A 20,900-nucleotide genomic window follows, 5' to 3' on the forward strand; every position below is an offset into this window, starting at 1 on the left:
TGGGTTTAAGTAATCCCTTTTTCTTTCAGTGTGGCAATAGCCTGAGAATCAAGACTAAGGCGCTCCCGAAGTATTTCATCGGTATGCTGACCCAAGGTGGGTGGAGCCATACGGACCTCTACCGGGGTCTCTGATAGACGCATTGGGCTACCAACGAGCTTCATAGTGCCTGCCGTAGGGTGCGGGACATGGATTTGCACGCCTCGAGCCTTAACTTGCTCGTTATCAAACACTTCTTCAAAGTTATTGATTGGCCCACAGGGGACGTTTGCCGCTTCTAAAAGGCTAATCCACTCAGCCTTTGTTTTACGGCGAGTCATCACTTCTAGCAATGGAATCAATGACTTACGATTCTCAACACGGATTGGATTATTAATATAGAGGGGGTTTTCAGCCAAATGGGCCTCGCCACCCGCTGTGACAAAGTGCTTGAACTGCCCATCGTTGCCAACTGCCACAATCATCCAACCATCTGAGGTCGGAAAGGTTTGATAAGGAACAATGATGGGCGAGGCATTGCCCCAGCGACGAGGTACTTTATCTGAGCATAAATAGGCGCTGGAGACATTGGCCATCACTGCAATCTGGGTATCAAGGAGTGCCATATCAATATATTGACCCTGTCCCGTTTTATCTCGATGGACGACCGCAGCCAAAATAGCGGTGCTGGCATACATACCGGTAAAGATATCAGCAATGGCGACACCCGCTTTTTGTGGGCTAGCCCCCGGAAAGTCATCTGCTTCCCCGGTAACACTCATAAAACCACCCATTCCTTGGATGATAAAGTCGTAGCCAGGGCGATGCGCATAAGGACCATCTTGACCAAAACCAGTAATAGAACAGTAAATCAGGTCAGATTTGACCTTTTTAAGGCTTTCATAGTCCAGGCCGTATTTGGCTAGATCACCAACTTTGTAGTTTTCAATGACGACGTCTGACTCTTTTGCCAGTTGACGTATGATTTCTTGACCCTCAGGCTTGCTGATATCTACCGTAATTGAGCGTTTATTGCGGTTAATACAGATGAAATAGGCTGTTTCTAAGGTGTCATTGCCCTGGGTATCCTTCACAAATGGAGGGCCCCAGTGACGGGTGTCATCTCCAACGCCTGGGCGCTCAACTTTAATGACATCTGCACCGAGATCGGCGAGGTTTTGTGCGCACCACGGGCCGGCAAGCACACGGCTGAGGTCTAGAACGCGAATATGACTTAAGGCTCCCATTCATCAATTTTGGCATGAATATAGGGGTAATTGATGAAAATTCGGGTTTTGTTTCAGACATGACTACAATTTCCGCGCATGGCTACACGTAAAACTTCCGAATACAGCGAATCATCCATTCAGGTTCTAAAAGGTCTTGAACCCGTCCGACAGCGGCCGGGAATGTACACCCGTACCGATAATCCTTTGCACATCATCCAAGAGGTACTTGATAACGCTTCTGATGAGGCTTTAGGCGGATTTGGTAAGCAAATCATCGTGACTTTGCATACCGATAGCAGTGTGAGCGTGGAAGACGACGGTCGTGGAATCCCCGTTGGTATGCATCCAACTGAAAAGTTGCCTGTAGTAGAAATTGTCTTTACCCAACTTCATGCTGGCGGTAAGTTTGAAAAAGGCACTGGTGGCGCCTATGCTTTCTCTGGTGGTTTGCATGGTGTCGGTGTTTCTGTAACAAACGCCTTATCGAAGCGCCTAGAGGTCACTGTCTGGCGTGAAGGCCAAATTTCTACTTTGACCTTTGCTGATGGCAAGGTCATCGAAAAGCTCAAAACTAGCGCTGCTGGTAAAGAAGATAAATCTCACGGCACCCGTGTGCGTGCATGGCCAGATGGCAAGTACTTTGATAGTGCGGCCATCCCGATGCCTGAACTCATTCGGCTCTTGCGCTCTAAGGCAGTTTTACTGCCAGGCGTCAAAGTCACACTCATTCAAGAGAAGTCTGGCGAGAGTCAAACTTGGCAATATGCCCAGGGCTTACGCGGTTACTTAAATGAAGCAATAGCTCAAGCTGGCCATGGCCCAGAAGTGATTCCTCCATTTGAGGGGGAGCAATACGCTACTGGCAATGGTGATGATGATTCCTTTGCTGAAGGCGAGGGTGCAGCCTGGGTTGTGACCTGGACTGAAGATGGACCACCGGTGCGTGAGAGTTATGTGAACTTGATTCCGACTCCAGCAGGCGGAACCCATGAGAGCGGATTGCGTGAAGGCCTATTTAATGCCGTCAAAGGTTTTATTGAGATGCATGCTTTGCAGCCTAAAGGTGTGAAGCTCATGCCTGAGGACGTGTTTGCCCGCGCCTCATTTATTTTGTCTGCCAAAGTATTGGACCCACAATTCCAAGGTCAAATCAAAGAGCGTTTGAACTCCAGAGATGCGGTGCGCTTAGTTTCTGGTTACGCTAAATCGGCACTTGAGCTTTGGCTGAACGAGCATGTGGATTACGGTCGTAAATTAGCAGACTTAGTAATCAAGCAGGCGCAGGCACGAACCCGCGCCGGTCAAAAAGTCGAGAAGAAAAAATCCTCTGGTGTAGCAGTTCTACCTGGAAAACTGACCGACTGTGAGAGTCAAGACATTGGCCTTAATGAAATCTTCCTCGTTGAGGGTGATTCAGCGGGTGGCTCAGCCAAGATGGGTCGCAATAAAGAGTATCAGGCGATTCTGCCACTGCGCGGTAAGGTTCTCAATACTTGGGAAGCGGAGCGTGATCGCTTATTTGCGAACAATGAAGTGCATGACATTGCTGTTGCCATTGGTGTAGATCCCCATGGCGCTAACGATAGTCCTGATCTATCAAACCTGCGTTATGGCAAGGTCTGCATCTTGTCGGATGCGGACGTGGATGGTGCTCACATTCAGGTACTGCTATTAACTTTGTTCTACAAGCATTTCCCAAAACTAATCGAATTGGGTCATGTGCATATTTCTAGGCCACCATTGTTTAGGGTGGATGCACCAGCACGTGGCAAAAAGCCCGCACAAAAAATCTATGCGCTAGATGCAAATGAGCTTCAGGCTATTGAAGACAAATTGCGCAAAGATGGCGTAAAAGAATCTGCTTGGCAGATTTCTCGCTTCAAAGGTTTGGGTGAGATGAGTGCTGAGCAATTGTGGGATACGACTTTAAATCCAGATACCCGTCGCCTCTTGCCGGTGACCTTGGGCACCTGGACGGAAGATGAAACAATTAAAACAATGGATATGTTGATGGGTAAATCCGAATCCGGGGCGCGTCGTGATTGGTTAGAAGAGCGCGGTAACGAAGTGGAGGCGGATATCTAATGGCGATTAAAAAAACTCCAGGCGGTAACAAACCAGTAGAGCAAGCGGACTTGTTTGCAGGTGAACCTATTGAAATGAACATCGTTGAAGTGGATGAGCCCATTGCCGCTCAAGCAGGTGGCCCGAAAGATCCTCATGATCCAAAAGTTGTTGAGCTCAATGAAGATGATAAAGACAGCCTCACCTTGGCAGTCTATGCTGAGCGCGCTTACTTAGATTACGCAATCAGCGTTGTTAAAGGCCGCGCCTTACCCGATGTATCGGATGGTCAAAAGCCAGTACAGCGCCGTATTCTGTTCTCAATGAGTGAGATGGGTTTACGCGCTGACGCTAAACCTGTGAAGAGTGCTCGCGTGGTTGGTGATGTTCTCGGTAAGTTTCATCCCCATGGCGACCAATCTGCCTACGACGCATTAGTGCGTCTTGCCCAAAGCTTTTCACTGCGTTATCCGCTGATCGATGGTCAGGGTAACTTTGGTTCACGTGATGGTGATGGTGCTGCAGCAATGCGTTACACCGAAGCGCGTTTAACCAAGATTGCTGGACTCTTACTCAGTGAGATTGATGAAGGTACGGTGGACTTTGCACCGAACTACGACGGATCTTTCCAAGAGCCTAAGTTATTACCAGCGCGCTTACCCTTTGTTCTATTGAACGGCGCATCCGGTATTGCAGTAGGTATGGCAACAGAGATTCCTTCACATAATTTACGTGAAGTCGCTAGCGCGGCGATTGCTTTAATGAAGTCTCCGAAGATGAGTACTTCAGAACTATTGGAGATCATGCCTGGCCCAGACTATCCAGGTGGCGGTCAAATCATTTCCTCCTCAGCAGAGATTGCTCAGATTTATGAAGCAGGGCGAGGCAGCCTCAAAGTGCGTGCTCGCTGGTCTATTGAAGAGCTAGCTCGTGGCCAATGGCAAATTGTAGTGAATGAGTTACCGCCATCCACATCATCTCAGCGTGTATTACAAGAGATTGAGGAAATTACCAATCCAAAAGTGAAGGTTGGTAAAAAGACATTAACTCCTGAGCAAAACAATCTCAAATCCACCATCTTGAATGTGCTTGATGGTGTACGTGATGAGTCCAGTAAAGATGCGGCTGTGCGTTTGGTATTTGAGCCTAAGAGTAAAAATATTGACGTTAATGAGTTCGTCAACTTATTACTTGCGCATACCTCCTTAGAATCCAACGCGCCAATGAACTTGGTGATGATTGGTACTGATGGCCGTCCACGTCAAAAAGGTCTCAAAGAGATTATTGCTGAGTGGATTTCTTTCAGAGTTGGAACTGTTACACGACGGACTCAGCATCGCTTGGATAAAGTCAACGATCGGATGCATATTTTGGAAGGGCGCCTCATTGTTCTTCTCAATATTGACAAGGTCATTAAGATCATTCGTAATAGCGATGAGCCTAAGGCTGACCTCATTAAAGAATTTAAGCTGAGCGATCGTCAAGCCGAAGATATTTTAGATATCCGTTTGCGTCAGTTGGCTCGACTGGAAGGTATCAAGATTGAACAAGAGTTAAAAGAACTCAAGTCCGAGCGTGATGACCTTGAAGGTTTGTTGCAGAGTGATACCGTATTGCGTAAGCGCATCATCAAAGAAATCGAGTCTGACATGAAGGATTTTGGCGATGATCGCCGTACCTTGATTCAGGAAGATAAGCGCGCTGTTGCCGAGACTAAGGTATTGGATGAACCGGTAACGGTGATCGTATCTCAAAAGGGTTGGGTACGTGTACGCCAGGGTCACGAGCATGATGCAACGCAGTTTGGCTTCAAAGCGGGTGATGCTCTCTACGGCACGTTTGAGTGCCGCACAGTCGATGTGATGCAAGGCTTTGGTAGTGATGGTCGTGTCTATACAGTTCCCGTCAGTGAATTGCCGGGTGCCCGTGGAGATGGTTCGCCATTAACAAGCTTTGTGAACTTGGCAGCTGGATCGCAGATGGTGGCCTACTATGCCGGTCAATCTGATGATCTTGTGCTGATCTCAACTCGATCTGGTAATGGCTTCCTAGCAAACGTTGCAGACATGACTACGCGTAACAAGGCTGGTAAGTCATTTGTTGGTATCGATAGCAAATTCCCAGGCGGTGATGCACCGCTCGGAGCCGCTAAGGTGACTGCTGGCATGAAGCAAGTTGCCTGCTTATCTGAAAGCTCTAAGTTGCTAGTTTTCCCGCTCGACGAGCTCAAGCGTTTACCTACTGGTGGTAAAGGTGTAATTTTGATGGGCTTGGACGATAAGGAGAAGCTGGCTTCTGCAATTGCGGTGGGTCCTGATGGCGCTACATATTCTGGTGCTGGTCGTGCAGGCAAGCCAACAGAGTTGAGTCTCGACGCAAAAACCCTGAAGTCTTTTGCAGGTAATCGTGCTCGTAAGGGACATTTTGTAGAGCCAAGACTCAAGGATGGAAAGCTAAAAGCGAACTAAGATTCTTCGCTCAGCCTCTCAGAACTTAAAAAATCCGGTCATTATTTGATCTGATTTTTATTTTCGACTCAGACTTTCTTGGGGATTGGTAGGCCGTACTTAACTGAAATCACTTCAGCCAAAATGGATACAGCGATTTCTGGTGGAGTTAAGGCGCCAATAAATAGGCCAACAGGACCATGGAGGCGTTCAACTTGTTCCTGTGTCACATCAAACTCGAGCAAGCGGGCTTTACGTTTCTGAGTATTGATTCTGCTACCCAGCGCACCAACATAAAAAGCGGGAGACTTTAATGCCTCCATTAAGGCCATGTCATCCAGCTTCGGATCATGAGTTAGAGCAACTACAGCTGTATGAGAGTCAACCCCGATTTCTAGCAGGACGTCATCCGGCATGCCCTTGATAAATTGAATGTGCTCGCGATTAATTCCTTCTGCATACTCCTCACGTGGATCAATCACAATGACTTCAAAGTCAGAGGCGAGCGCAAAATCAGCGGTATAAAGCGAGAGTTGGCCTGCGCCAATGATGACCATGCGCCAGCGTGGACCGTAAGTAGTTTTCATCAGTCGATCATCACAGATGAACGCCTCATTACGATCACCAGCCTCTAGCGTTGATTTTCCTGTTGAGAGATCAACCGTGCGCGAAGTGATTTGGTGATTAGAGATGGACGTCAGAATGGATTCCAGAATCGCTAATTCCGGTTTTGGTTCTACCAATAAGCGTAGCGTTCCACCACAGGGTAGGCCAAAGCGGGCGGCTTCTTGTTGGCTAACCCCGTAGATCACCATTTCAGGCAAATCCTTTGTGAGGATTTCAGTTTGGACACGGCGAATCAAGTCATCTTCTACACACCCGCCAGAGACCGATCCAGTAACTTGTCCATCGCCACGAATAGCCAACCAAGAGCCTATGGGTCTTGGAGCAGAGCCCCATGTTTGAGCAACTGTAGCGATGGCGACAGGATGGTCGGATTTGAGCCAATCAACGGCAGCTTTTAATACGCTTAAATCGGTGCTGTTCATCTCTTATCTTTAATATTTTTTTGTATTTATTATTTTTTCACTAGCAATCTAATTATTATCACCTTAATGACAAGTTCTAGCCCATCCACTCAAACCTCGCCATTACGCTTAGCTGTGCTGTTATTGGCAGCAGGTGAGGGTAGTCGGCTAGGTACCTACCCTAAAGCCTTGCTTTGTAAAGATGGTCAGACTCTTTTGCAGCGCTTTTCGAGTGCAATCCAAGAATTTAGTCCAATTGAGTATCTAGTGGTGACAGGCTTTCATGCGGAGGCGATCCATTCGGAGCTTACTAAGTTGAATGCCTTGCTAGCTTGCCCCATTAAGGCTATTCAAAATCCTATCCCTGAAAGAGGTCAACCCTCATCTGTTCGCCTAGGACTTGAATCTCTCCATGGAAACTTTGACGTTTTGTTAATTGCACTATCCGATCAGCCAGAAGTGGGGGCAAAGGAAGTTCAAGAGTTATTGGATGAGTATGACAAGCGTGAGAGTGGTCAAGAAATCATTCTCCCAGTGGTAAAAGGGAGGCGTGGCAACCCCGTTCTATTTTCACGTAAAGCAGTAATGGATGTGTTAGCAAGTCCAGACATGGTTTGCCGAAAATATATGGATATCCATCCTGACCTCGTCAGACTGATGGCCACAAGTAATGAAGCATTCATAACGGATGTCGACACGCCGGAAGACATCCATCGGCACAATTTGAGTCTATTGAGTTTTTAAATCTCAGCAATCAACTCAATTTCAACGCAAGCGCCTAGAGGGATTTGCGCGACACCAAATGCGCTACGAGCATGTTTACCTGCATCACCAAACACCTCAAAGAGTAATTCCGAGCAACCATTCACAACCAAGTGTTGCTCAGTAAATTGAGAGGTGGAATTCACAAGACCCATGACTTTCACAATGCGTTTCACTTTATCAAGAGAGCCTAAGTGATTTTGTAATGTTGAAATTAAATCAATCGCAATTGACTTAGCTGCTGCTTTACCAGTCTCCGTATCCATATCTAAACCCAGCTTACCAACCCAGGGCTTGCCATCTTTCTTGGCAATATGTCCGGATAGAAAAACGGTGTTACCAGTCGTTGCAGCCATGACATAGGCAGCAGCAGGGGGTCCGGGCGGCGGTAAATCAATACCTAGGGTTTTCAGGCGATCGCTAATGTGATTTGTCATAGGGTGTTAAAAAAATAAAAAATGAAAAAAGAAATTGATGAGCGGTTTGGTATGAGTAAATACTACTAGATTACTTGGAAAGTTGACGCATGGCATTTTCAAGACCATTTAATGTAACGGGATACATGCGGTCCTTCATTAAGCCCTTCATGATGTCGATTGATTGTCGATACTGCCAAACTGATTCAGGCTCAGGATTAAGCCATGCAAAGTGGGGAAAGTGATCAATGAGGCGATTAATCCACGATGCACCCGTTTCTCGGTTGTTATATTCCACTGCACCATTTGGACTCAGAATCTCATAAGGGGACATGGTGGCATCCCCGATAAAAATGAGCTTGTAGTCCGGACCATATTTATTAATGATGTCTTGTGTAGCGCTGACCTGATCGCGTCTGCGGCGATTGCTCTGCCAGAGATGCTCATAGACGCAATTATGGAAGTAGTAATACTCCAAGTGCTTAAATTCAGTTTTGACAGCGGTGAACAATTCAGAGATGCGTTGAATATGATCATCCATAGATCCGCCAACATCCATTAGCAACAATACTTTGACTTGGTTATGGCGTTCGGGCCGCATTTGAATATCGAGCATGCCTGCATTTGCAGCTGTGGAATGAATGGTTTTATCTAGATCTAACTCAAGGCTAGAGCCTTCTCTAGCAAAACGACGTAAGCGGCGCAATGCCATTTTGATATTGCGCGTACCTAGACTGAGGTCGCTGTCGTAATCCTTAAATTCTCGCGCTTCCCAGACTTTAATAGCAGTTCGATTGCCAGCACTTTCGCCGCCAATACGAATGCCTTCTGGGTGATAGCCACTGTGACCAAAAGGTGATGAACCTCCTGCACCAATCCATTTATTGCCGCCACCATGCCACTCTTTCTGTTCTTTCAGAAGCTCTTGAAGGCGCTTTTGTAGTTCTTCAGGGCCACCTAATTTCTTAAGTGCTGCTTTTTCTTCTTCGCTCAATACGCGTTGTAGTTTTTTCTCAAGCCAGTCCAGCGGAATATCTGGAGCTAATGCAATGATTTGCTCTACACCATTGAAGTAAGAGCCGAAGACTTGATCAAAGCGATCAAAGTGCTGCTCATCCTTTACCAATGTTATGCGCGCTAGTTGGTAAAACTCATCAATCGAAGGATTAATGACGCCGCCTCTTAAAGCCTCAAGAAGCGTTAAAAATTCTCGAACTGAAACAGGTACCTTAGCCTCTTTGAGCTTGAGAAAAAATTGAATCAGCATGATTCAGCTATCGCTATATAAAGGTGGGTGAGGCTAGCGGTGATTCCGGTTCATCATCACGAGTCGCTCGAATAGATGAATATCTTGCTCATTTTTGAGGAGAGCACCATGTAGCGGTGGAATCGTAATTTTCTCTTCACTGCTATAGAGCGCATCTGCTGGAATGTCCTCTGCCAGCAGAAGTTTTAACCAGTCAATAAGCTCTGAGGTTGAGGGTTTCTTCTTTAAGCCTGGTAATGAGCGGATCTGGTAAAAAGATTTAAGGGCTGCCTCAAGCAATTCTTGTTTGATATTGGGGTGATGCACATCAACAATGCTTTGCATAGTTGCAGCATCTGGAAATGAGATGTAATGAAAAAAGCAGCGACGCAAAAATGCATCGGGTAATTCTTTTTCATTATTTGAAGTGATGATGACAAGAGGGCGGTGCTTGGCCTTAATGAGTTCACGGGTTTCATATACATAGAATTCCATGCGATCAATCTCCCTCAGGAGGTCATTGGGAAACTCAATATCTGCTTTATCTATTTCGTCAATCAGGAGAACGACAGGTTCATCCGCTTCAAACGCCTGCCAAAGAACCCCTTTCACAATGTAGTTACGAATGTCGTTTACTTTCTCTTCGCCAAGCTGAGAGTCCCTTAGTCGGCTAACAGCATCGTATTCATATAAGCCCTGTTGAGCCTTTGTGGTGGATTTAATATGCCATTGCATGAGCGGCATATTTAGGGCTGCAGCGACTTCCTCGGCCAACATGGTTTTGCCTGTCCCTGGCTCACCCTTAATCAAGAGGGGTCGCTGAAGTTGAAAAGCGGCATTTACCGCCAATTTCAAGTCATCGGTAGCAACATAGCTTTTGGAGCCATTAAAACGGGATTTGGTCTTTGTCATGGTTGTAGCAATCAATTTGTCTGAAACAGCATTCAAGTATAGGTAAAAGGGTGCTTATTTTCAGTGTTTTTACTGATTTCAGGGCTTGAATCGAGGCAATCCGCTCTGTCTCCGCTATACTCTTCCCAAATTGATTTAAATCAAACTTGTTAATGATGATTTCTATGAAAAAACACCTCATTCTTTCCCAATTGACCCTCTGCGCTGCTTTTGCTTTTGCTGGATTTTCTGCCCAGGCTCAAGATGTCAAAGGTTCTGCCCAAGCTGGACAAGGCAAGGTTTGGCTTTGCATTGGTTGCCACTCTATCCCAGACTACCGTGCTGACTATCCATTGGTTTACAGAGTTCCAATGTTAGGTGGCCAAAATGCTGCTTACATTTCTAGCTCTTTAGCTGCCTACAAAAAAGGCGAAAGAAAGCATCCAACGATGCGTTCTATTGCTGCCAGCTTGTCTGATCAAGACATGGCTGACCTTGGCGAATACTATGCTGCGCAAACTGCCAGCTCACCAAATAACCCATTGAAGTGATATTTAGAGGCACGTTTATGAAATTCGCACTAATTACCGCCATTTTGTTATCCAGTATTGGCATTGCTCACGCGGCTAGCGCTGATAAAGGCAAAGCCCTAGTTGAGAAGGCCAACTGCGCCTCTTGTCACGGTGCCGGCCTGAATGCACCAATCTTGCCTGCTTACCCAAAGTTAGCCGGTCAGTACCCTGATTACCTTTACTACGCTTTGCGTGCTTATCAAGTTGGCGGCAATAATGCTCAATTTGGTCGCAATAACGCTGTAATGTCTTCACAAGTACAGTCATTTTCAGATGCAGACCTTCAAGATATGGCTGCCTATATTTCCAAATTACCTGGAAATTTCGTAATTAAGAAGTAATCCAAAGGTTTGGGTTGCACAAACAAAAAGGCTTAGGTTAATCACCTAAGCCTTTGTTTTATCTGAGTTTTTTCTTGCAGACTTATTTAGTTGCTTCAAGACCTCTAGCCAGATGCTTGCGCATGGCTTGCTCTGCAGCGAGAGGATCTCTTTTGAGGATTGCCTGCAGAATCTCTCGATGTTCTACAAGGGAGCTCAATAGTCTTCCACTTCTACTGAGAGAATCTCGTCTTTGCAATTTCAGCACTTTGCGTAAGTCATCTATGACGCCATTCATCCATTTATTACCAGCAATTTCTTGGATTAACTCATGAAATTTGACGTTAATTTCAAAGAACTGCTCCAAATCTCGGTCTGCAGCCGCCTTTTCTAGGCGGTGATGAATGTTATCGAGTTGAGTTAGTTGGGCCTCTGAGGCCTTAATAGCAGTCTCTTTGGCTGCTTGACCCTCAAGGAGGGAGAGAACGGTAAAGATTTGCTCAAGATCGCGCCTATCTACCTCGGTGACATAGGCGCCTTTATTCATTTTGGTAGTCACTAGGCCTTCAGAGGCAAGTACTTTGATTGCCTCGCGCATTGGGGTTCTGCTGATTCCAAAGGCCATCGCCAGGCTTTGTTCATCTAGCCAGCTCCCTGGGGCTAATTCATGGGAAAAGATTTGCTCACGCAGTCGTTCAGCAACGTCTTCGTATAAGGGTCGATTAATTAGTTTTGTATTCATAATTATGTATACAGTATCTAGACAAATTTAGAAATGTCAAGCAAAATAACCCCACAAATTTAGTAACAATGTAATAAAGCCAACCAGGAGTGCTTTATGAGTGCGAGTGAAAAAAAGTCAGCAACGAACACATCTAATACTTGGCCAAATGTGCCGGACAGTAATTTAGATGCTTGGAAAAAATCAGCCCAAAAGTCAGCGCCGAATGGTGATGTCGATAAATTAGGTTGGCAAACTCCAGACGGGATACATCTCAAGGCCTTGTATACCGCTGAAGATACCGAAGGACTTCAGTACACACATTCCTTGCCTGGTTTCGAGCCATTTGTTCGTGGACCTCAGGCAACAATGTACTCAGTGCGCCCTTGGACAATTCGTCAATACGCCGGCTTTTCAACTGCAGAAGAATCTAATGCGTTTTATCGCAAAGCGCTGGATGCGGGTGGTCAAGGTGTTTCTGTAGCTTTCGACTTAGCAACCCATCGTGGCTACGACTCTGATCATCCTCGGGTAACTGGTGATGTTGGTAAGGCTGGTGTAGCCATTGATTCAGTGGAGGATATGAAGATCTTGTTTGATGGCATTCCATTGGACAAGGTATCAGTGTCGATGACAATGAATGGCGCTGTATTGCCGGTATTGGCTGGTTACATTGTTGCTGGTGAAGAGCAAGGCGTTAAGCAAGAATTATTATCAGGCACGATTCAGAATGACATTCTTAAAGAGTTCATGGTGCGCAACACTTATATCTACCCACCAGAGCCCTCAATGCGCATCATCGGTGACATTATTGAATACACCGCGAAGCACATGCCGAAATTTAACTCAATCTCTATCTCGGGTTATCACATGCAAGAGGCGGGTGCAAACCAAGTTCTCGAACTCGCTTTCACATTGGCTGATGGTAAAGAGTATGTCAAAACTGCTCTGGCTAAGGGCTTGGATGTTGATGGCTTTGCGGGTCGACTTTCATTCTTCTTTGCTATTGGCATGAACTTCTATTTAGAGGTCGCCAAGTTACGTGCTGCTCGTCTCTTGTGGTGGCGCATTATGAAGTCCTTTGAGCCAAAGAATCCAAAGTCCTTGATGTTGCGTACACATTGCCAAACATCGGGATGGTCTTTAACAGAACAGGACCCATATAACAACGTGGTTCGTACAACAGTTGAAGCTATGGCCGCAGTTTTTGGTGGTACACAATCTTTACATACGAATTCATTTGATGAAGCGATTGCTTTGCCATCTGAATTCTCAAGCCGTATTGCTCGCAATACCCAGTTAATTCTGCAAGAAGAGACCCATATCACTAGTGTGATCGATCCCTGGGCTGGTTCTTACATGATGGAGAATCTCACCCAAGAGATGGCTGATAAGGCCTGGGAAATCATTCAAGAAGTTGATGCCATGGGTGGTATGACTAAGGCAGTCGAGAGTGGTTGGGCTAAGCTGAAGATTGAAGCTGCAGCTGCTGAGAAACAAGCCAAAATCGATTCCGGTTCCGATGTCATTGTTGGCGTGAATAAATATAAGCTCGGCAAAGAAGACTTGGTTGACGTCTTGATGATTGACAACGACAAAGTCCGTGAAAGTCAGGTTGCACGCTTAAAAGACATCAGAGCTAAGCGTGATTCCAAAAAAGTGGAGGCCGCATTAGAGGCATTAACCAAAGCTGCAGAAGAAAATACCGGTAACTTATTAGAGTTGGCCGTGCAGGCAATTCGTTTGCGGGCAACGGTTGGTGAAGTTTCTGATGCGTTAGAAAAAGTTTACGGGCGCCATCGCGCCGATACTCAAAAGGTGACCGGTGTGTATGCAGCTGCTTACGACTCAGCAGAAGGCTGGGAAAAATTGAAAGTTGAGATTGCGGATTTTGCAAAAGACTTTGGTCGTCGCCCACGTGTGATGATTGCCAAGCTTGGACAAGATGGTCATGATCGCGGTGCCAAAGTTGTTGCAACTGCATTTGCTGACTTAGGTTTTGACGTCGATATTGGCCCCTTGTTCCAAACGCCAGAAGAGTGCGCTCGTCAGGCGATTGAGAATGACGTTCACGCTTTAGGCATCTCTACTCTTGCAGCAGGACATAAAACTTTAGTGCCAGCAATTATTGCTGAGCTGAAGAAGCAGGGTGCTGACGACATTATTGTCTTCGTTGGCGGCGTCATTCCAAGACAGGATTACGACTTCTTATATGAGGCTGGCGTAAAAGGTATTTATGGCCCAGGCACTCCAATTCCGGCTTCGGCAAAGGATGTGCTTGAGCAGATTCGTAAATCTGTAAAGCCTGATTAACTTACAGATCGTCGATATCAGCATGCTCAATGAAGTTGACCAAGCCTTGGTGAATGATCTCACCGGTGCGCCTTCATCGGCGCAGCGTCGAGCCTTGGCGAAGATCATCACTTTGCTTGAGTCCACTCGCATGGATCATCGCAAACGCGCTGATGAGGTGCTCAACACCTTATTGCCAAAGACCGGCAAATCATTTCGTGTGGGTATCTCAGGCGTGCCAGGCGTTGGTAAGTCCACATTAATTGAGACTTTGGGTTTGTATCTCATTGAAAAAGGACATCGCGTTGCCGTTCTGGCTATTGATCCCTCTTCAAGTCTATCTGGTGGTTCTATTTTGGGCGACAAGACTCGTATGGAGAGATTGTCAGTTTTAGATAATGCATTTATTCGGCCGAGCCCCTCATCCTGCACTTTAGGTGGCGTAGCTGAGAAAACACGAGAGGCCATGTTGGTTGCTGAGGCAGCAGGATTTGACATTGTGATTGTTGAAACTGTAGGTGTGGGTCAAAGCGAAATTGCAGTTTCCGGTATGACGGACATGTTTTTGCTACTGCAGTTGCCTAATGCTGGAGACGATCTTCAGGCGATTAAAAAAGGTGTCATGGAAATTGCTGATCTGATTGTGATCAATAAGGTAGATATTGATCCAGATGCAGCAATGCGGGCTCAATTATTTATCACCAGCTCCTTGCGTCTTTTAGGCTTCCAGGGCAACCCCGATCATGCTTCGCATAATCAAGAGTATTGGCACCCTCAGGTCATGACCCTAAGCGCCTTAGAAGGCAATGGCGTGCCTGAGTTGTGGGAAAAAATTCTACATTTTCAGAAACTGCAAAACGCCAATGGCCAGCTACAGTCACGCCGTAAGCAACAGGCAGGCGCCTGGATGTGGGATCGAATTGATGCAGGCCTCAAGAATGCCTTTCAGAATCACCCAGCAGTACAAGCACTATTACCCGGTCTGAGTGCCGAGGTAAATCAAGGAACCATGGCCGCTTCTGTTGCTGCGAGGCGTTTACTCGAAGCAATGGGACACGAATTTTTCTAAGGGAGTAGTTATGAAGGAAATCATTCAACAGCTTGAAGCAAAGCGCGAACTTGCCAGATTAGGTGGTGGGCAAAAGCGTATTGCTGCTCAACATTCCAAAGGCAAATTAACTGCACGTGAGCGTATTGAGCTCTTGTTAGATGCAGGTACCTTTGAAGAGTGGGATATGTTTGTTGAGCATCGTTGCCATGACTTTGGTATGGCCGATCAAACTGTTCCAGGTGACGGTGTTGTCACTGGTTATGGCATGATCAATGGTCGCTTGGTTTTCGTATTCTCACAAGACTTTACTGTCTTGGGTGGCTCTCTTTCGGAAGCGCATGCAGAGAAGATTTGCAAGATCATGGATCAAGCACTCAAAGTGGGTGCTCCTGTGATTGGCTTAAATGATTCTGGTGGTGCGCGTATTCAGGAGGGTGTTGCCTCGTTGGGCGGCTATGCTGAGATTTTCCAGCGTAATGTGACTGCTTCTGGAGTCATTCCGCAAATCTCTTTAATTATGGGGCCATCGGCTGGCGGTGCCGTGTATTCACCAGCGCTAACGGATTTCATCTTCATGGTGAAAGACAGTTCTTACATGTTCGTTACTGGCCCTGAAGTGGTAAAGACTGTGACCCATGAGGATGTCACCGCTGAAGAGTTGGGTGGCGCTATTACACATTCGACTATTTCAGGTGTTTGTGACTTAGCTTTTGATAATGATGTTGACGCCATCATGATGCTACGTCGTTTCTTTAACTATCTCCCCTTATCGAATCGTGAAAAGCCGCCAACTATCAATGGCGCACAACGCACTGAAGAGCCTGATTTCTCTCTCGATACATTGGTACCAAGCAATCCAAATCAACCTTACGATATGAAAGAGTTAATCGAGAAGATTGTTGATGATGGTGAGTTTTTTGAATTACAGCCTGATTATGCAAAGAATATCTTGATCGGTTTTGCGCGCATGGAAGGTCGCTCTATTGGTATCGTTGCTAACCAGCCTTTAGTGCTGGCTGGCTGCTTAGATATCAAAGCATCTATTAAAGCAGCTCGCTTTGTTCGATTCTGCGATGCCTTTAATATTCCGGTTGTGACTTTGGTGGACGTGCCTGGATTTATGCCTGGTACATCACAAGAATATGGTGGCATTATTAAACACGGTGCTAAGTTGCTCTACGCCTATGCTGACTGCACGGTACCGAAGGTCACTCTGATTACCCGTAAAGCTTACGGCGGTGCTTATGACGTGATGGCCTCCAAACACTTACGTGGCGACGTTAATTTTGCTTGGCCTTCAGCTGAAATTGCAGTGATGGGACCAAAAGGTGCTGTGGAAATTATCTTCCGTGAGGAAAAATCGGATCCAGCAAAAATTGCAGCTCGCGAAGCTGAATACAAAGCGAAGTTTGCAAATCCATTTGTAGCGGGGCGACGTGGCTATATTGATGATGTTATCTTGCCTCATGAGACGCGTAAGCGTATCTCACGTTCTTTGGCAATGCTTAAAGACAAAGAGCTGACAAACCCACCGCGTAAACACGGCAATATTCCTCTCTAAGGCGCCGACAAATCATGACTACGAAAATGTTTAAGAAAATATTGATTGCTAACCGCGGCGAGATTGCTTGCCGTGTAATGAAAACTGCCAAGAAGATGGGCATTAAGACGGTCGCCGTTTATTCTGAAGCAGACAAAGAGGCACGTCACGTGCAGATGGCTGATGAAGCGGTTTGCATCGGGCCTGCACCTTCGCGTGAATCTTATTTAGTAATGGATCGCATTATTCAGGCATGTAAAGATACGGGTGCAGAAGCGGTTCACCCAGGCTATGGCTTTCTTTCTGAGAATGAGCAATTTGCAAAGCGCTGCGAAGAAGAGGGCATCGTATTTATTGGACCTAAGCATCAGTCCATTGCTGCCATGGGCGATAAGATTGCATCCAAAAAGCTTGCCTTAGAAGCCAAGGTCAATACCATTCCTGGTTACAACGAAGCGATTGATACCAACGAGGAGGCGGTCAAGATTGCTCAAGGCATTGGTTACCCAGTCATGATCAAGGCATCTGCAGGTGGCGGTGGTAAAGGTTTGCGCGTTGCATTTAATGATAAAGAGGCGTCAGAAGGTTTTGCTGCTTGTAAAACAGAGGCGATGAATAGCTTTGGTGATGATCGTATCTTCATTGAGAAGTTTGTTGAGGGTCCTCGTCATATTGAGATTCAGGTTCTGGGCGATTCACATGGCAATGTAGTCTATCTAGGTGAGCGTGATTGCTCTATTCAAAGACGTCATCAAAAGGTCATTGAGGAGGCGCCATCCCCATTTATTGACCCTGCAACTCGTAAAGCCATGGGTGAGCAAGCTGTTGCATTAGCAAAGGCTGTGAACTATCAGTCTGCAGGTACCGTAGAGTTTGTTGTCGGTAAAGATAAGTCTTTCTACTTCCTGGAGATGAATACCCGCTTGCAAGTGGAGCATCCAGTGACTGAGGGTATTACTGGTCTTGATTTAGTTGAGCAGATGATTCGTGTTGCTGCGGGTGAGAAGCTAGCATTTAAGCAAGATGATATTAAATTAGACGGTTGGTCTATGGAATGTCGGATTAATGCGGATGACCCATTCCGTAACTTCTTGCCATCGACTGGTCGCCTAGTCAAATACCGCCCACCAGAAGAGTTAGATGGTGTGCGTGTAGATACTGGTGTCTTTGAGGGCGGTGAGATCCCGATGTATTACGACTCCATGATTGCCAAGTTGATTGTGCATGGCAAAGATCGTACTGAGGCGATTGAAAAGATGCGTGCCGCATTAAATGACTTTGTCATTCGTGGTATTCATTCAAACATTCCTTTCCAGGCAGCACTTTTGCAGCATCCACGCTTCGTCTCTGGTGACTTCACTACGGGTTTTATTGCTGAAGAGTATCCCGATGGATTCAAAAAGGATTCTGTACAGCCAGCAGATCCAAAGCGTTTAGCTGCTCTATCAGCCTTCATGCGCTATCGCTATCTTGAGCATATCCAAATGATTGATGGCCAGTTGGCCGGTCATGAGATGACTATTGCCAAGAAGTTCGTAGTGGTAACTGGTTCACGGGTTGGGTCGAATGAAGACATCAAAGAGATCCCTGTTCGTGTGGATCTCAAAGATGGCATTTACTCGGTCTACATTGAAGAAGAGGGTGATGTCAGTCGCTATAACATCGTTAGCAACTGGCGTCCAGGCGAGCTGTGCTTACGTGCAACCATCAACGGCACACATAAGATAACTGCTCAAGTTGAGCGCAAGGGTGTGAAATACGCACTTGTTTTGGATGGTGCACATTATGAGTGTATGGTCCTAAGCCCTCTAGGTGCTGAGCTTCAGCGTCGCATGTTAGTTAAAGTTCCGCCAGATACTTCTAAGCTTGTGATGTCTCCAATGCCTGGCTTATTAACCAATATTTCTGTAAAAGTTGGCGAGGCAGTCACTGCAGGTCAAAAATTAGCTGCTATTGAAGCCATGAAAATGGAAAATACATTGGTTGCTGCGCAAGATGGTGTGGTTGCGGAAATCTGCGCCAATGTTGGCGAAAGTTTAGCGGTTGATCAATTGATCATTCGCTTCGAGTAAGGTAGCCATGACTAAACCATTCAAGATATTGGGTATTCAGCAAGTTGCGATTGGTGGCGAAAATAAAGATCGTCTCCGCAAACTTTGGGTTGACTTATTGGGCTTTGAATATAAGAGCACATTTGTCTCTGAGCGCGAGAACGTGGATGAAGACATTTGCGCTATTGGCAAAGGAGTTCATGAGGTTGAGGTGGATCTCATGCAACCCTTTGATATCGAGAAGAAGCCGGCTGTTCATCAAACTCCTTTAAATCACATTGGCCTATGGGTAGACGATCTGCCAAAGGCAGTAGAGTGGTTATCAGCACAAGGCTTACGCTTTGCTCCGGGAGGAATTCGCAAGGGTGCAGCTGGGTATGACATTACCTTTGTACACCCCAAAGGTAATGAAGAATTTCCATTCTGTGGCGAGGGTGTATTGATTGAGCTTGTCCAGGCCCCACCAGATATCATTGCAGGCTTGAGTTCTTAAGTATCAGAGAGTCCATATTTTGACCCGTATATTGGCCATCGACACCTCATCAGCTTGGTGTTCGGTGGTTTTATCTTTAGGTGATGTTGCACCCTTAGTTCGCCACCAAAAGGTGTCGGCTGGCGCTAGCCAACTCTTATTACCCTGGGTTGAAGAGTTGTTATCTGAAGCTTCAATCGAGCTGAGCTCTTTAGATGCTATTGGCATTGGGGTTGGTCCAGGTGCATTCACGGGAGTTCGCCTTGGGGTTGCTGCTGTCCAGGGTTTAGCGATTGCGGCGAGGCTTCCAGTTCTACCTGTAGCAAGTCTGGATGCAATTGCAAGTCAACTGACTCTCAGTCCAGCGTTTATCACTTCGGGTGCCCAGTCTTTTGTGATTGCTGTTGATGCTCGTATGGAAGAGGTCTACTGGGCTCGCTATCTATGTACACCAAACGGTCTGCCTCAGCGGCAGGGCGACATTCATCTGACTGCCCCAGATGGCGTTGATCTGATAAATATCGACTTTCTTGCGGGCAGCGCGATTGCAGAGTTTGGCGACCGTATCTTTTCCAGTATTCCCAAGCCCCTTGCCAGTAGCCAAATTGATTCAAGCATTGGGGTTAACGCATCGGGTGTTTTAGCTTGTGCGCAGGATATGTGGAGTAAAGGTCTTCAACAAGACGTCCATTTGCTTGAACCACTCTATATCCGCAATAAAGTCGCATTGACCTCTGTTGAGCGGAGTCAACTTCATGGCTGATGCCGTCAACAGCTTGCAGTCAAGCACGGCGGGCATAACAGAGCTTTCTTTTCTTCCAATGACTGTCACGGATTTGGATTCAGTCCTTGCTATTGAATCGGTTTCGCATATTCATCCTTGGACCAGAGGCAATTTCTCAGATTCCCTTGCTGCTGGGCATTGGGCTTATTGTGTCAGACCGCAATTATCAGATGCAGTGAAAGGCAGTTATTTAGACCCAGAGATTCTGTGGGCTTACTGCATTCTTTTTCCTGCGGTAGATGAGTTGCATCTACTCAATATTACGGTTTCGCCAAAATTGCGTCGTTTGGGTATCGGCGTAAAAATGATGAATGCAATCGAGGGTGTCGCTGCACAGCAAAATATGCCCCGAATTATTTTAGAGGTACGCCCAAGCAACGAATCAGCCCTAAAGCTCTACCAAAGACTGGGGTACGAGCAAATTGGCATACGTAAAAATTATTACCCGGTTGATGCCGCTAGTGGATTGCGTGAGGATGCTCTGGTTTTGGCTAAATCGATTAAGCTTGAGGCATGAACACAAGCACGAATTCCGCCTTCCTTAAAGAGATGGGCATCACTGAATGGACATCACGTGATGCTATTTCTGATCAGCCCCAAGCTGTAGCAACCATGTCGCCTGTTGCTGAAGAAACTCAGGAAATAAGATCATCAGGAGTCTGGTGGTTTTTTGGCAATAAACCTCAAGGGGATGCAGAAGTGCTTTTTCAAAATATCATTCGTGTACTTGGCTTATGTGCACACGAGTGGTCCTGGAAAAATCCTGCAGAAGTGTTCAGTCCTGAGCTATTGCCATCGGATGGAACCCCGATTGTTGCAATTGCGTTTGGCGGGTCTGCTGCCCAAAAATTATCCGGTGAACGCGATGGATTGCCAGAGCTGCGTGAAACTGTTTTGGCAATCAACGCAGATGGCGCGGAGGATTTACCGCTCATCGCAACATTTGAATTAAATCAGTTGATTGCTAGGCCTAAGGATAAGGCTCTATTTTGGCAGGACCTATTGCTTGCTAAATCTGTCCTGCAAAATATCTAA

General features: G+C 46.4%; 19 protein-coding genes. 13 read left to right on the plus strand and 6 right to left on the minus strand.

What is annotated here, in order from left to right:
- Nucleotides 1-5 precede the first annotated feature (5 nt).
- Entirely contained in the window at nt 6-1,226 is a 1,221-nt protein-coding gene (locus GQ359_RS04560) for a CaiB/BaiF CoA-transferase family protein (RefSeq protein WP_215387753.1), read from the minus strand.
- Nucleotides 1,227-1,304: 78 nt separating this feature from the next.
- On the opposite strand from GQ359_RS04560, the gene GQ359_RS04565 reads away from it, so the two are divergent.
- Nucleotides 1,305-3,293 (plus strand): DNA topoisomerase IV subunit B, encoded by a 1,989-nt coding sequence (locus GQ359_RS04565; protein WP_215303573.1) that lies wholly within the window; start codon nt 1,305-1,307, stop codon nt 3,291-3,293.
- 74 nt (nt 3,294-3,367) lie between these two features.
- A complete protein-coding gene (gene parC, locus GQ359_RS04570; RefSeq protein ID WP_215387899.1) occupies nt 3,368-5,740 on the plus strand; it encodes a DNA topoisomerase IV subunit A in 2,373 nt (790 codons plus the stop codon).
- Nucleotides 5,741-5,808: 68 nt separating this feature from the next.
- Here the strand turns inward: parC and GQ359_RS04575 are convergent, their stop codons facing one another.
- A complete protein-coding gene (locus tag GQ359_RS04575; protein ID WP_215387754.1) occupies nt 5,809-6,768 on the minus strand; it encodes an XdhC family protein in 960 nt (319 codons plus the stop codon).
- Between the two features lie 66 nt (nt 6,769-6,834).
- On the opposite strand from GQ359_RS04575, the gene GQ359_RS04580 reads away from it, so the two are divergent.
- Nucleotides 6,835-7,491 carry an NTP transferase domain-containing protein gene (locus GQ359_RS04580; RefSeq protein ID WP_215387755.1) on the plus strand — a complete coding sequence of 219 codons (657 nt, stop codon included), beginning with the start codon at nt 6,835-6,837 and terminating at the stop codon, nt 7,489-7,491.
- On the opposite strand, the gene GQ359_RS04585 is transcribed toward GQ359_RS04580, so the two are convergent.
- The 3 genes from GQ359_RS04585 to GQ359_RS04595 all read right to left on the minus strand — a co-directional run bounded on the left by GQ359_RS04585 (nt 7,488) and on the right by GQ359_RS04595 (nt 10,083).
- A complete protein-coding gene (locus GQ359_RS04585; RefSeq protein WP_215387756.1) occupies nt 7,488-7,946 on the minus strand; it encodes a RidA family protein in 459 nt (152 codons plus the stop codon). The two genes, GQ359_RS04580 and GQ359_RS04585, sit on opposite strands and share 4 nt — an antisense overlap.
- Before the next feature lie 70 nt (nt 7,947-8,016).
- Complete coding sequence (locus GQ359_RS04590) at nt 8,017-9,192, minus strand: VWA domain-containing protein (RefSeq protein WP_215387757.1); 1,176 nt, start codon at nt 9,190-9,192, stop codon at nt 8,017-8,019.
- A 33-nt stretch (nt 9,193-9,225) separates the two neighbouring features.
- Complete coding sequence (locus GQ359_RS04595) at nt 9,226-10,083, minus strand: MoxR family ATPase (protein ID WP_215387758.1); 858 nt, start codon at nt 10,081-10,083, stop codon at nt 9,226-9,228.
- Nucleotides 10,084-10,247: 164 nt separating this feature from the next.
- Here GQ359_RS04595 and GQ359_RS04600 point away from each other — a divergent pair, with 164 nt between their 5' ends.
- The gene (locus GQ359_RS04600; protein WP_251367934.1) at nt 10,248-10,613 is read left to right on the plus strand and encodes a cytochrome c; all 366 of its coding nucleotides are present in this window, start codon (nt 10,248-10,250) and stop codon (nt 10,611-10,613) included.
- A 17-nt stretch (nt 10,614-10,630) separates the two neighbouring features.
- Nucleotides 10,631-10,975 (plus strand): cytochrome c, encoded by a 345-nt coding sequence (locus GQ359_RS04605; RefSeq protein ID WP_215387760.1) that lies wholly within the window; start codon nt 10,631-10,633, stop codon nt 10,973-10,975.
- Nucleotides 10,976-11,057: 82 nt separating this feature from the next.
- Here the strand turns inward: GQ359_RS04605 and GQ359_RS04610 are convergent, their stop codons facing one another.
- Nucleotides 11,058-11,696, minus strand: a complete 639-nt coding sequence (locus GQ359_RS04610; RefSeq protein WP_215387761.1) for a GntR family transcriptional regulator — start codon at nt 11,694-11,696, stop codon at nt 11,058-11,060.
- A gap of 96 nt (nt 11,697-11,792) precedes the next feature.
- Here GQ359_RS04610 and scpA point away from each other — a divergent pair, with 96 nt between their 5' ends.
- From scpA to GQ359_RS04650, 8 genes are read left to right on the plus strand one after another with little or no spacing between them, the layout of a single operon-like run.
- A complete protein-coding gene (scpA, locus tag GQ359_RS04615) occupies nt 11,793-13,988 on the plus strand; it encodes a methylmalonyl-CoA mutase (protein ID WP_251367935.1) in 2,196 nt (731 codons plus the stop codon).
- A gap of 22 nt (nt 13,989-14,010) precedes the next feature.
- Complete coding sequence (gene meaB, locus GQ359_RS04620) at nt 14,011-15,036, plus strand: methylmalonyl Co-A mutase-associated GTPase MeaB (RefSeq protein WP_215387762.1); 1,026 nt, start codon at nt 14,011-14,013, stop codon at nt 15,034-15,036.
- Nucleotides 15,037-15,046: 10 nt separating this feature from the next.
- On the plus strand, nt 15,047-16,579 hold the full coding sequence (locus GQ359_RS04625) for an acyl-CoA carboxylase subunit beta (protein WP_215303590.1): 1,533 nt from the start codon (nt 15,047-15,049) through the stop codon (nt 16,577-16,579).
- 26 nt (nt 16,580-16,605) lie between these two features.
- The gene (gene accC / locus GQ359_RS04630; protein ID WP_215387901.1) at nt 16,606-18,630 is read left to right on the plus strand and encodes an acetyl-CoA carboxylase biotin carboxylase subunit; all 2,025 of its coding nucleotides are present in this window, start codon (nt 16,606-16,608) and stop codon (nt 18,628-18,630) included.
- Between the two features lie 7 nt (nt 18,631-18,637).
- Nucleotides 18,638-19,102: a VOC family protein gene (locus GQ359_RS04635; protein WP_215387763.1), complete on the plus strand. Its 465-nt coding sequence runs from the start codon at nt 18,638-18,640 to the stop codon at nt 19,100-19,102.
- A gap of 19 nt (nt 19,103-19,121) precedes the next feature.
- On the plus strand, nt 19,122-19,844 hold the full coding sequence (gene tsaB, locus GQ359_RS04640; protein ID WP_251367936.1) for a tRNA (adenosine(37)-N6)-threonylcarbamoyltransferase complex dimerization subunit type 1 TsaB: 723 nt from the start codon (nt 19,122-19,124) through the stop codon (nt 19,842-19,844).
- A complete protein-coding gene (rimI, locus tag GQ359_RS04645) occupies nt 19,837-20,382 on the plus strand; it encodes a ribosomal protein S18-alanine N-acetyltransferase (RefSeq protein WP_215387764.1) in 546 nt (181 codons plus the stop codon). Before tsaB ends, rimI begins: the two co-directional genes overlap by 8 nt.
- Complete coding sequence (locus GQ359_RS04650; RefSeq protein WP_215387765.1) at nt 20,379-20,900, plus strand: hypothetical protein; 522 nt, start codon at nt 20,379-20,381, stop codon at nt 20,898-20,900. The genes rimI and GQ359_RS04650 overlap by 4 nt, the downstream gene beginning before the upstream one ends.

Origin of the sequence: Polynucleobacter sp. AM-7D1, assembly GCF_018688455.1 — a bacterium.
GTDB lineage: Bacteria > Pseudomonadota > Gammaproteobacteria > Burkholderiales > Burkholderiaceae > Polynucleobacter.